The 12,970-nt window shown below is 70.3% G+C and carries 9 protein-coding genes; 7 read left to right on the top strand and 2 right to left on the bottom strand.

The window, feature by feature from the left end:
* Positions 1-13: 13 nt before the first annotated feature.
* Positions 14-1,042 (bottom strand): type I glyceraldehyde-3-phosphate dehydrogenase, encoded by a 1,029-nt coding sequence (gene gap, locus OHA11_RS05340; protein WP_266492481.1) that lies wholly within the window; start codon positions 1,040-1,042, stop codon positions 14-16.
* A gap of 336 nt (positions 1,043-1,378) precedes the next feature.
* Here gap and OHA11_RS05345 point away from each other — a divergent pair, with 336 nt between their 5' ends.
* The 7 genes from OHA11_RS05345 (at position 1,379) to OHA11_RS05375 (ending at position 10,880) form a co-directional block, all read left to right on the top strand.
* The gene (locus tag OHA11_RS05345) at positions 1,379-2,251 is read left to right on the top strand and encodes a universal stress protein (protein WP_266492487.1); all 873 of its coding nucleotides are present in this window, start codon (positions 1,379-1,381) and stop codon (positions 2,249-2,251) included.
* A gap of 186 nt (positions 2,252-2,437) precedes the next feature.
* Complete coding sequence (gene ppdK / locus OHA11_RS05350; protein WP_266492490.1) at positions 2,438-5,125, top strand: pyruvate, phosphate dikinase; 2,688 nt, start codon at positions 2,438-2,440, stop codon at positions 5,123-5,125.
* 281 nt (positions 5,126-5,406) lie between these two features.
* Positions 5,407-6,132 (top strand): CBS domain-containing protein, encoded by a 726-nt coding sequence (locus OHA11_RS05355; RefSeq protein ID WP_266492497.1) that lies wholly within the window; start codon positions 5,407-5,409, stop codon positions 6,130-6,132.
* A gap of 231 nt (positions 6,133-6,363) precedes the next feature.
* The gene (gene adhE / locus OHA11_RS05360; RefSeq protein WP_266492498.1) at positions 6,364-9,066 is read left to right on the top strand and encodes a bifunctional acetaldehyde-CoA/alcohol dehydrogenase; all 2,703 of its coding nucleotides are present in this window, start codon (positions 6,364-6,366) and stop codon (positions 9,064-9,066) included.
* A gap of 165 nt (positions 9,067-9,231) precedes the next feature.
* Positions 9,232-9,708, top strand: coding sequence for a pyridoxamine 5'-phosphate oxidase family protein (locus tag OHA11_RS05365; protein WP_266492501.1), 477 nt, complete (start codon positions 9,232-9,234; stop codon positions 9,706-9,708).
* A gap of 129 nt (positions 9,709-9,837) precedes the next feature.
* The gene (locus tag OHA11_RS05370; protein WP_266492502.1) at positions 9,838-10,503 is read left to right on the top strand and encodes a DUF4389 domain-containing protein; all 666 of its coding nucleotides are present in this window, start codon (positions 9,838-9,840) and stop codon (positions 10,501-10,503) included.
* Positions 10,500-10,880 (top strand): hypothetical protein, encoded by a 381-nt coding sequence (locus OHA11_RS05375; RefSeq protein WP_266492503.1) that lies wholly within the window; start codon positions 10,500-10,502, stop codon positions 10,878-10,880. The genes OHA11_RS05370 and OHA11_RS05375 overlap by 4 nt, the downstream gene beginning before the upstream one ends.
* Positions 10,881-10,924: 44 nt before the next feature.
* On the opposite strand, the gene OHA11_RS05380 is transcribed toward OHA11_RS05375, so the two are convergent.
* Entirely contained in the window at positions 10,925-12,808 is a 1,884-nt protein-coding gene (locus OHA11_RS05380) for a PAS domain S-box protein (RefSeq protein WP_266492505.1), read from the bottom strand.
* Positions 12,809-12,970 lie beyond the last annotated feature (162 nt).

Consider the following 12,970-nt stretch of genomic DNA (forward strand, 5'->3'; position numbering starts at 1 on the left):
TCGCGGCCGCTCCTCACCTCTGCGGGAGTCGGGCGGCGACGTACTCGGTGAGGTCGAGCAGGCGGTTGGTGTAGCCCCACTCGTTGTCGTACCACCCGAAGACCTTCACCAGGTCGCCGTGCGCCTGCGTCAGCGGAGCGTCGAGCACACACGAGGCGGGGTCGCCGACGATGTCCCGGGAGACGATCGGGGCGTCCGAGACGCGCAGGATTCCCTTCAGCGGGCCGTCGGCGGCCTCCCGGAACGCGGCGTTGACCTCGTCCGCGGTCACGGGACGCTCAAGCACCACGCTCAGGTCCGTCAGCGAGCCGTCCTCGACCGGCACCCGTACGGCGATGCCGTCCAGAGTGCCTGCCAGCTCCGGCAGGACGAGGCCCACCGCGCGGGCGGCTCCGGTGCTGGTCGGGATGATGTTCACGGCGGCGGTGCGACCGCGGCGCGGGTCCTTGTGCGGGCCGTCCAGGACGACCTGGTCGTTGGTGTAGCCGTGGATGGTGGTCATCAGGCCCTTGACGAGCCCGAAATGCTCATCCAGCACCTTCACCATGGGCGCCACGCAGTTGGTCGTGCACGAGGCGTTGGAGACCACGTGGTCCCGCTCGGTGTCGTAGACGCCCTCGTTGACCCCCATGACGAGGGTGGCGTCGACCCCCTTGCCCGGTACCGACAGCAGTACCTTGCGCGCGCCGGCCTTCAGGTGCAGTCCGGCATCCTCACGACTGCGGAAGCGCCCGGTGGACTCGATGACCACGTCCACTCCCAGCTCCCCCCACGCCAGGGCCGCGGGGTCGCTCTTGGCCGTCACCGCGATGCGGTGGCCGTCCACCGTCAGCGACGTGTCGTCGTGCTCGACGCTGCGGCGCAGCCGCCCGAAGGTCGAGTCGTACTCCAGCAGATGCGCCAGCGCCGCCGGCGAGGTGAGGTCGTTGACCGCCACCACCTCGACGGCGGTACCGGTCCCCGCCTCCGCGCGCTCCAGTACGCAGCGCAGGTAGTTGCGCCCGATGCGGCCGAAGCCGTTGATTCCTATGCGCACGGTCATGTCCGTCGTCCTCCCCGGTCGGTGTCTGGTGTGCGCTGCCAGCCTGTGGGGCCCGCGTCGAAAGGGGCATGGGCCGTACGGGGACGAGGCGGGGGACGTTCGGCCCCGTGCACGGGGCCGGGTCGCGGCCGGCTCACCGGCCGGGCGGTGGCACGGGGACCGAGCAGGAACCGGCCCACAGCCACCATGCGTACCGACCGTCGCGAGAGCGGGACCAGGTGGCCGCAGTTCGGGACCACCGGCCCATGGAGGACGTGACCGCGTCGGGGCGAGGCTCGGAACGAGTACCGGCGGCCGCTGCCGCCACCCGTCGTACCGGACCCGGAGGTATCTCCCATGCTTCGCCCCATCACCGTCGGCCTGGACGGCTCTCCCGAGAGCCTGGCCGCAGCCGACTGGGCCGCCCGTGAGGCGCAGCGCCGCGGCCTGCCGCTGCACTTGGTCAACGCCTGGATCTGGCAGCCGCACGACGTGCCCGTCGCCGAGGACCTGGAGGCCCAGAAGCGCTGGGCCCTGAGCGTGCTGCGCGAGTCCGAGCAGGATCTGCGTGCCCGGTATCCGCAGCTGACGATCGACACCGAGCAGGTCTCCGAGCCGGCCACCGAGGTTCTGCTGGGCCGGGCGGAGAAGGCCGAGATGCTGGTGCTGGGATCCAGCGGGCACGGCGCCGTCGCCGGATTCCTCCTCGGCTCCGTCGGCCAGCACGTGCTCGCCAGGGCAAAGCGCCCGGTGGTGATGGTACGGGCGAACACGCGGTCCGCGGCCGAGAAGGACACCGGGGAAGTGGTGGTCGGGCTCCAGGACCTGGGCTCACCGGCCGGCCCGCTTCTGGAGTTCGCGTTCCGGGCGGCGGCCGCCCGCGGAGCGACGCTGCGTGCCGTACACGCCTGGGATCTGCCTCCGCTGTACGGACGCGGCCCCGAGGCCGGGCAGGCGGCGGTCGAGCCGGGTGGCCTGGCGGAACAGCAGGAGAAGGCACTGTCCGCCACCCTGCAGCCGTGGCGGGAAAGGTTCCCGCAGGTCACAGTGGTTGAGACAGTCGACCTTGCCTTCGCCTCCGGAGTCGTGCTGCAGGCCGCTGCGCATGCCGGGCTCGTGGTCGTCGGCCGCCGCGTGCACAGGCCCGCGCTCGGCATGCGCATCGGTCCGGTCGCGCACGCCGTGCTCCACCACGTGGCCGCCCCCGTCGTCATCGTCCCGCACGACTGACGGCCGACAGGTCCACCGGCCTGTCCACCGGCCGGTCCACCGGCCTCGGGAACGTCCGGGGCACGGCCGCCCCGCAAGAGCCCGTACGGACGGTACCGAGCAGAAGATCCCGGCACCTCACGTCCCTCACGGAGAGCCGAACCACGTCCGGCGACTCCCCCGAATCCGAAGGAAGACGACACCGCCATGGCCCACTACGTGTACGAATTCACCGAGGGCGGCCGTGACATGGCCGACCTGCTCGGCGGCAAGGGCGCCAACCTGGCCGAGATGACCCGCATGGGCCTGCCCGTGCCGCCCGGGTTCACCGTCAGCACCGAGGCCTGCCGTGCTTTTCTCGCCACCGGCAGCGAGCCGGACGGGCTGTCCCGCGATGTCTCCCACCACCTCACCACCCTGGAACAGGCCGCCGGGCGCCGGCTGGGGCAGCCGGACGACCCGTTGCTGCTGTCCGTCCGCTCCGGGGGCCGCTTCTCCATGCCCGGCATGATGGAGACGATCCTCGACATCGGCCTCAACGACGACTCCGTGCTGGGCCTCGCGAAGTCCTCCGGCAATGAGCGCTTCGCCTGGGACTCCTACCGCCGCCTCGTGCAGATGTTCGGCAGTACCGTCATGGGCGTCGACAGCACGCTGTTCGAGGACACCATGACCCGCCTCAAGGACATCCGCGGCGCGGCCGACGACCTCCACCTGGACGCCACCGACCTCGCCGGACTCGTCGAGGCCTACAAGGACCTGATCCACCAGGAGACCGGCGAGGACTTCCCGCAGCTCCCCGCCGAGCAGCTGCGGCGTGCGATCCTCGCCGTCTTCGAGTCCTGGAACGGCGAACGCGCCCGGCTCTACCGCCGCCGCGAGCACATCCCGGACGACCTCGGCACCGCGGTCAACGTCCAGACCATGGTCTTCGGCAACCTCGGCCCCGACTCCGGCAGCGGCGTCGCCTTCACCCGGGACCCGGCCACCGGCGCCCCGGGCGTGTACGGCGACTACCTGCCCAACGCCCAGGGCGAGGACGTCGTCGCGGGCATCCGTAACACCATCCCGCTGGACGGACTGAAGGACCTGGACCCGACCTCGTACGCGCAACTGCGCGACCACCTGCGAACGCTGGAGACCCACTACCGCGACCTGTGCGACATCGAGTTCACCATCGAGCGCGGCAAGCTGTGGATGCTGCAGACGCGGGTCGGAAAGCGCACCGCGGAGGCCGCGTTCGCCATCGCCTCCGCACTGGTCGACGAGGAACTGATCACCGCGGACGAGGGCCTGGCACGGGTCGGCGGAGACGGACTGTCCCGGTTGATGTTCCCCCGCTTCGACACCTCGAAGGTCGGGCAGGCACTCGCGCACGGTATCCCTGCCTCACCGGGCGCCGCCGTGGGCGCCGCGGTCTTCGACTCCGCCGAGGCCGTCCGCCGCGCCGCGGCCGGGGAGAAGGTGGTCCTCGTACGCCAGGAGACCACCCCCGACGACCTGCCGGGCATGATCGCCGCCCAGGCCGTGCTGACCAGCCGCGGCGGCAAGACCAGCCATGCCGCCGTGGTCGCCCGCGGCATGGGCAAGGTCTGCGTCTGCGGCGCCGAGGAACTCGGCGTGGACACCGGCGCGCGGCGCTTCACCGCCGACGGCACCACGGTCGAGGAAGGCACGGTCATCTCGGTGGACGGCTCCGCAGGCGCCGTGTACCTGGGCGCCGCCCCGCTCGTCGACTCCTCCGTGATGCGCTACTTCGAGACCGGCGAACCCTCGGCGGGACTGGTCGAGGCCGTGGCCCGCGCGATGAACCGGGCCGACGGAGCACGACGGCTGGGCGTACGGGCGAACGCCGACACCCCCGAAGACGCGGCCCGCGCCCGCCGGTTCGGCGCCGAGGGCATCGGTCTGTGCCGCACCGAGCACATGTTCCTCGGCGAGCGCCGGCAGCTGGTCGAGGCGATGATCCTCGCCCGCACGGACGCCGAACGCGAACGGGCCCTCGCCGGGCTGCTGCCCCTGCAGCGAGAGGACTTCGTCGGCATCCTGGAGGCGATGGACGGCCTGCCGGTCACCATCCGCCTCCTCGACCCGCCTCTGCACGAGTTCCTGCCCGACCGCACGGAACTCGCCGTACGGCTCGCCGCCGCCGAGGCCCACGGCAACCCGCCGAGCGCACACGACTCCGAGTTGCTGGACGCCGTGAACCGCATGCACGAGGAGAACCCGATGCTCGGCCTGCGCGGTGTACGCCTGGGTCTGGTGGCGCCGGGCCTGGTCGCCATGCAGGTACGGGCCATCGCCGAGGCGGTCGTGGAACGCAAGCGCGCGGGCGGAGATCCCCGGGCGGAGGTCATGGTGCCGCTGATCGACACCGTCCAGGAACTGCGGCTCGTACGCGAGGAAGTGGAGCAGGTCCTCGCCGAGGTCTCCAACGCCTCGGGCGTCCCCGTCGAGTGCCCCGTGGGCACGATGATCGAGCTGCCGAGGGCCGCCCTCACAGCGGGCCCGATCGCGCGGGAGGCGGAGTTCTTCTCCTTCGGCACCAACGATCTGACGCAGACCACCTGGGGCTTCTCCCGCGACGACGTGGAGGCGGCGTTCTTCTCCGCCTACCTCGACAAGGGCATCTTCAAGGTGTCCCCGTTCGAGACGATCGACCGGGAAGGTGTCGGCCGCCTGGTCGAGATCGCGATCGCGGAGGGCCGCGCCGCGCACCCCGGGCTGAAGATCGGCGTCTGCGGCGAACATGGAGGCGACCCCGAGTCGGTCCACTTCTTCCACACAGTGGGGCTCGACTACGTCTCCTGCTCCCCGTTCCGCGTCCCGGTCGCCCGCCTGGAGGCCGGACGGGCCGCGCTCCACGGGCCCGCGGACAACGACGACAGCAAGTGACGAAGAGCCGGACTCCGGTCCGGCAGGGCGGTTCGACCCGATACACGGGACTGTCGGCCCCTGCCCCGGCAGTCGGCCGGGCGAGAGGCTGAAGAAGCACCGGAAGCCGGGCTGCCGGGGCCGTCCGGGGGGACGACCCCGGTCGGTCCCACCGCTTGGGCCCGCGCTTCCGGCCGCCGGACAGCCACCGCGGGCGACAGCCCCCGGCGGAACCCTGCGCCACCCACAGGTGCGCGACTCAGAATCAGCCGCTCTGCTGTACCTGTAGAGGAGGAAGCGCCGTGAAGACCCGCACCGTTGGCGAAGTGATGACCAGCGAGGTCGTCGAAGCCAGCCCGGAGACGTCGTTCAAGGACGTGGCACGGCTGCTGGACGGGCATCGCATCAGTGGGCTGCCCGTCGTGGATCGCGACGACAAGGTCCTGGGAGTGATCTCCGAGACCGACCTGATACACCGGCAGGCCTTCCGCTCCGACCACGGCCGGGAGCGCCGCTTCCGGATGCCCGCGCTGCGGCGTGCGGCCCGCGCGGCGGCCACCAAGGCGACCGCCATGACCGCGGAGGAGCTGATGTCCACACCGGCGATCACCGTGCACCCGGAACAACGCGTCGCGGACGCCGCACGTGTGATGGAGCGCCACCACATCGAGCGGCTCCCGGTGGTGGACGAGGAGGACCGCCTGATCGGCATCGCCACCCGCCGCGACCTCCTGCGCGTGTTCCTCCGAACGGACGACGAGATCCGGCAGGAGGTGATCGGCGAAGTCCTGACCCACGCCATGCTCCTGCCGCCCCAGAGCGTGTTCGTCTCGGTCAGCGACGGGATGGTCACGCTGGAAGGCCGGCTGGAGCGCCGCAGCGACATTCCGCTCACCATCCGGCTGACCTGGCGGGTGGACGGAGTCGTCGGCGTGATGAACAGCCTGACCTTCCGCATCGACGACACCCGCCCTCCCGAGAAGCACCCCTCGCACAGGATCGACCACCACTGGCTTCCGGAGCGGTGACAACCGGCGCCCACGGACCAGGGCCGCTCGGCCCCCACCGGGGACCATCGGCATCTGGGGGACCGCACAGGGCCCGGGAGACCGTAGTGGTGGGAGCGGTACCGATCCCCCGCGGTGCCGCTCCCACCCTCGCTCCCCACGCGCCGCGCACGCACCGGCCGCGCACGCACCGGCCTCGCTCGAACCCGCTGACCTTGCGCCACAGAATTTCAACGACGGAGGCAGATCCCCATGACCCGGCATGACGACAACCGGCCCCGGACCGCTTCAGGCGACGGTGCGCCGTCGGACATCGCCATCGCCGTCGACCGGTTGGTCGCCGACGGGCTCAAGGCGCTCGCCGACTACGAGTCCATGGATCAGGAGCAGATCGACCACATCGTCAAGAAGGCCTCGGTCGCCGCCCTGGACCAGCACACCGAGCTGGCCCGCCTCGCCGTGCAGGAGACCGGCCGCGGAGTCTTCGAGGACAAGGCCGCCAAGAACATGTTCGCGTGCGAGCACGTCACCCACAGCATGGGGCGGATGAAGACCGTCGGGATCATCGCCCGCGACGACATCGACGACATGGTCGAGATCGCCGAACCGGTCGGCGTGCTGTGCGCGATCACACCGGTCACCAACCCGACCTCCACCACGCTCTTCAAAGCCCTCATGGCACTGAAGACCCGCAATCCGATCGTCTTCGCCTTCCACCCCTCCGCCCAGCGCTGCAGCGCTGAGGCAGCCCGCATCGTCCGGGACGCGGCCGTCGCCGCGGGAGCGCCGGAGCATTGCGTGCAGTGGATCGAGTCCCCCTCCATCGACGCGACCGGCGCGCTGATGCACCACCCCGGTATCTCGTTGATCCTCGCGACCGGCGGCAACGCCATGGTCAAGGCCGCCTACTCCGCCGGAAAGCCCGCGCTCGGGGTGGGCGCCGGCAACGTCCCCGCCTACGTCCACAAGAGCGCCCGCCTGCGCCGCGCGGTCAACGACCTCGTCCTGTCCAAGGCGTTCGACAACGGCATGATCTGCGCCTCCGAGCAGGCCGTCATCCTGGACACCGAGATCTACGACGCGGCCCTGGCCGAGTTCCGCACCCTGCACGCCCACCTGGCCACCGCCGAGGAGAAGCGGAAGCTGGAGGTGTATCTCTTCCCCACCGACTCCTCGAACCGGGGGCACCCCCGGCCGGAGGTCGGAGGAGGCTGTGAGCCCAAGGTCAACTCCTCGGCCGTCGGCCGGAGCCCGGCATGGATCGCCGGACAGGCCGGCTTCACCGTGCCCGCAGACACCTCGCTCATCCTCGTCGAGGCCGACCATGTCGGCCCGGACGAACCGCTGACCCGCGAGAAGCTGTGCCCGGTTCTGACCGTGCTGCGCGCCGGCTCACAGCGCCACGGCTTCGATCTGGCCGCCGACATGGTCGCCTTCCACGGCCAGGGCCACAGCGCCGTCATCCACACCGAGGACCCGGCGCTGGCCGAGGCGTACGGCACACGCATGAAGACGGTACGGGTCATCGTCAACGCTCCGTCCTCGCAGGGCGCGATAGGCGGCATCTACAACAGCCTGCTCCCTTCGCTGACCCTGGGCTGCGGCTCCTGGGGCAGTACCTCGGTGTCCAACAACGTGTCCGCCGCGAACCTGCTGAACATCAAGCGGGTCACCGGTCGCCACAACAACCTCCAGTGGTTCAAGGTGCCGCCGAAGATCTACTTCGAGCCGGGATCCATCAGCTACCTCTCCGCCATGCCGGAGGTCCACCGCGTCACGATCGTCACCGACGCGACCATGACCCGTCTCGGCTTCGTGGACCGTGTCGGCCGCGTCCTGCAGCGCCGTCCCCAGCCCGTGACGGTGCAGATCATCGACAACGTCGAGCCCGAACCGAGCATCGACTCCGTGCGGCGCGGCGCCCGTCTCATGCACGACTTCCGCCCGGACACCATCATCGCGCTGGGCGGCGGCTCACCCATGGACGCCGCCAAGGTGATGTGGCTGCTGTACGAGCAGCAGGCCGTCGGCAGGGAAATGGACTTCGCCGACATGCGGCAGAAGTTCTCCGACATCCGCAAACGAGCCTTCCGCTTCCCGGTCCTGGGCAAGCGTGCCCGCCTGGTGTGCGTTCCCACCACTTCCGGCACCGGCGCCGAAGTCACCCCGTTCGCCGTGATCTCCGACCCCGCGACCGGCAAGAAGTACCCCCTTGCCGACTACGCGCTCACTCCCAGTGTGGCCATCGTCGACCCGCTGCTCACCGCCGACCTGCCCCCGGCCCTCGCGGCGGACAGCGGCTTCGACGCCCTCACTCACGCCATCGAGGCGTACGTGTCCGTGTACGCGAACGACTTCACCGACGGCCCTGCCCTGCACGCCATCAGGCTCGTCTTCGACAACCTCGAACCGGCCGTGAACGACCGCGACGCCCGGCCCGACGCGCGGGAGAAGATGCACAACGCGGGCACGATCGCCGGCATGGCCTTCGGCAACGCCTTCCTCGGCATCGTCCACGCCATGTCCCACACGCTCGGCGCGACCTTCCACATCGCCCACGGCCGCACCAACGCCGTCCTGCTGCCGCACGTCATCCGCTACAACGGCACCGTCCCGACGAAGCTCACCGGCTGGCCGAAGTACGAGCACTACCACGCCCCCGAGCGGTTCCAGGACATCGCCCGCGCCCTCGGCCTGCCCGCGGCCACCCCGGCCGAGGGCGTCGAGTCGCTGGCCGCCGCCGTGGAACGGCTGCGCGACGGCGTGCGCATCGAACCGTCGTTCCACGCTCTCGGCATCGACGAGCAGACCTTCTTCGACGCCCTGCCCCAGCAGGCTCTCAACGCCTACGAGGACCAGTGCGCGCCCGCAAACCCGCGCATGCCCATGCTCGACGACATGCAACGGCTCATGCGCACGGCCTACTACGGCGAGACGGGCGCTCCTGGCGAATAGGGTCGACCGGTCGGCGACATGGGCCGAACGGCCCTTGTACGGCGCGATCAACCGCCGTTCGATGTAGATCCACCGCCCGCACCCGGAATCGCGCTGTGGCTGTGGCAGCAGTTCCTCAACCCGCCGCGACACGTAGCGAGCGACGAATCCGTACGGAAGTTCACCATGGCAACCGAGAACGCCCAGCCGCCCGCCGCAGGACCGCGGCAGAGTGTCGAGCTCGACAGCGCCGAAGCCCTGAAACTGCTGGGCAGTGTGTCGCTGGGCAGGGTCGTCTTCACTCAGCACGCGCTGCCGACCATCCGTCCGGTCAACCACGTCCTGGTGGACGGCGACATCATCATCCGCACCCACGAGGGCGCGGCCGTGACCGCGCACACGCGGCACGCCGGGGGTGAGGGCGTCGTCGTCGCCTACGAAGCCGACACCATCGACCCGGACACGCACCTCGGCTGGAGCGTCGTGGTGACCGGATACGCCCACCTGGTCACCGACGCCGCGGAGGTGGCCCGCTATCGGGCGATGCTCCGCCCCTGGATGAACCGGGCCATGGACTACGCCGTCCGCATCCGTCCCGATCTGGTCACCGGAATCCGTCTCACGTCCGCGCCCGGGCCGGACGGCGGGCACGAAGCGAGCTGAGCCCACGAAGGGCCGACAGGCCCAACGGGACAACCCCACACAGCCCTCGCGGCCGCGATCGTGCGCGGCGGACGCTGGTCATGTGCCGGTGGTGTACTTCGGCCGGCGCGGACGAAGGAGCTGATCGCCATGACGACCCTCGTGGGATTTCCGGACCGCCCGGTCCGGGTGAACGCGGAGCTCGACGCGCCGCTGTCCCGGTGGCTGTGGCTGGTGAAGTGGATCCTGGTCATTCCGCACTACGTGGTGCTGTTCTTCCTCTGGATCGCCTTCGCCGTGGTGAGCGTGATCGCGTTCTTCGCCATCCTGTTCACCGAGCGCTATCCGCGCGCACTCTTCGACTTCAACCTGGGTGTGCTGCGCTGGAGTTGGCGAGTCGCCTACTACTCGTACGGCGCCCTGGCCACCGACCGGTACCCGCCCTTCAGCCTGCGTGCGGAACCCGACTACCCGGCGCGACTGGACATCGCCTACCCGGAACGGCTCTCCCGGGGCCTGGTGCTGGTGAAGTGGTGGCTGCTGGCCATCCCGCACCTCATCGTCGTCGGCTTCTTCCTCGGCGGCTACCACCTCGGGTGGTGGTCGGGCGGACTCGTCGCCGTACTGACCGTCATCGCCGCCGTGATCATGGCCTTCACCGAGAAGTACCCGAAGGACCTGTTCGACCTGATCCTCGGTCTCAACCGCTGGGTGCTGCGCGTCGCCGCGTACGTCGCCCTGATGACCGACTCGTATCCGCCGTTCCGGCTGGACATGGGCGGCACCGAACCGACCGAGGCGGAGGAACTGTCGTGACCACCATGCTGGTGACCGTGTTCCTGATCGCGCACGGGCTGCTGCACCCGGGTGTCTGGACGGCGCCGGCGCAGCCCGGCAAACAGCTCGCCTTCGACCCCGGGCACTCGTGGGTTCTCGAAGCGGCGCACGTCTCCGCCGCCCCGGCCAGGGCCGCGTCGCTGGCGCTCGCCTGGTACGTGGCCCTGGTCTACGTCGTCGCCGGGGCCGGAGTGGCCGCGGGGAGCGGCTGGTGGCCCACCGCGGCGATCGTGGCGGCCTCGACCGGGCTGGCCCTCAAGGCGATCTGGTTCGATCCCTGGCTCAGTGTCGGAGTACTGCTCGACGTGAGTGTCATCGTCGCCGTGGCCGGCACCTGGCCCGCGTCCCTCTACTGAACCGACCACGCCACCCGGCGGCCCGGGCTCGTCGGCGGCAGGCACTACAGCGCGAGGGTGAACCACGTGGTTTTGCCCTCGTCGGTGGGACGGACGCCCCAGGTGTCGGCAAGGGCCCGGACGAGGATCAGTCCTCGTCCGGATTCCTCGTCCTCGGCTGCGAGCCGCGGCTGGGGCAGATGCGGGCTGTGATCACTGACCTCGACGGTGAGTTCGGTGGCGGTGCGGCACAGGTGCAGACCGAGGGGGCCTTGGGCGTGCTGAACGGCGTTGGTCAGGATCTCGGAGAGCAGGAGTCGTGCGTCGTCCGCGATTGTGGTGCAGTCCCAGGAGGTGAGGGCCTTGGTGAGGAAGGCGCGGCCCTCGGGTACGGAGTCGGGGACGGCGGGCAGGTCGGTGGTGACCGCGGCCAAGGGCGCGTCCGGGAGCTGGGTCAGCAGCAGGGTGACGTCGTCGTTGTGGCCCTCCGCGTCGGGCAGCAGGGCGGCCAGGACGCGATCGGCGGCGACCTCCAGGTCGGGGGCGGTGGTGAAGAGGTCGCTCAGTACGTCGGTGAGCTGCGCGAGTTGGTCCTCGATGTCACTGCCCGGAGTTTCGATCAGGCCGTCCGTGTAGAGCACGAGTGTGGCACCGGCCGGGATCACCGCGCTGGACTGCTCGTAGAGAACTCCGCCGACACCGAGGGGTGCGTTCACGGGTGCCGACAGCGCCCGGGCGCCTTCACCGGGTGCGGCGACGAGGGTGGGCAGGTGTCCGGCCGAGCAGATGGTCACCTCACCCGCGTCGGCTGCGATCACCAGATAGCAGCAGGTGACCAGCTGGTCGGGCACGTCCAGATCGGCGACGACCGTCTCCAGGGCCTGCATGAGCTGTCGGGGCTGCATGCCGGTCTTGGCCAGGGCATGCGCGGCGGAGCGCAACTGGCCCATGACGGCGGCGGCTTCCAGGCCGCGGCCCATCACATCACCGATCAGGACACCGACCCGGCCGGCTCCCAGCGGGACGAGATCGAACCAGTCGCCGCCCACCCCGGCCCCCTGAGTGGCGGGCCGGTAGCGGCTGGCGGTGGCCAGGCCCGGGATGGCGGGCGGTGTGCCCATCAGGCTGCGCTGCAGGGTGAGGGCGATGTGCCGTTGCTGTTCGTACAGCTCGGTCAGTTCCGCTTCGGCCCGCTTGCGGTCGCTGATGTCGCGGACGATCGCGCAGGCCCCGATGACCGTTCCGTCCGGGGAGCGGGTGGGCCACAGAGTGATGTCGACGTCCAGCAGGTCACGGGAACGGGTCAGCCGCAGGGTCTCGAAGTGCTCTATCCTCTCGCCGTCGCGCAGTTGGTCCATGAGCGCGTCGATCTCGTGGCGGCGTTCGGACGGGGCGAGCAGGGACACGTGGCGGCCCATGACCTCGTTCCGGGTGTACCCGTACAGCCGTTGGGCGGCTGCGTTCCAGTAGGTGATGTGGCCGTCGAGGGTCTTGGCGAGGATCGCGTCCTGGGAGGACTCGACGAGCGCGGCCAGCTCGTTGATACGTTCCTCGGCCCGCCTGCGGTCGCTGACGTCACGGACGGCGGCGGAGACGAGCAGGCCGTCGGCGGTCTCCAGCGGGCTGAGGCTGATCTCGACCGGGAACTCGGTGCCGTCCCTGCGCAGCCCGTGCAACTCCAGCCCCGCTCCCATCGGGCGCACCTGACGGTTGGCGGCATAGCCGTCGCGGTGCTGGATGTGGTGGGCACGGAAGCGGCCGGGGATGAGCAACTCGACGGGTTGGCCGAGGAGTTCTTCGCGTCGGTAGCCGAAGAGCGCCTCGGTCTGGGCGTTGACGAGTCTGATGGTTCCCATGTCGTCGACGATGACCATCGCGTCCGGCGCCGCCTCCAGCAAACCCCGAAACCGCTCCTCGGCGCCTTCCGAACCGCCCTTGAGCGCTCCCACGCAACATTCGCACGCTCCGCAGCATGCCTCTGAGGCTTCCGGAGTTGACGCTGGTCCGACCGTGTCACGCATGTCCGCCCCCAACGACCCGCACCTCGAAATCAGTCGGGCCATCCCAGCGCGTTTCGGTCACAGCGACTCCGGCATGTTCCTTACTGTCCG

The organism is Streptomyces sp. NBC_00878 (assembly GCF_026341515.1).
In the GTDB taxonomy this organism is placed as follows: domain Bacteria; phylum Actinomycetota; class Actinomycetes; order Streptomycetales; family Streptomycetaceae; genus Streptomyces.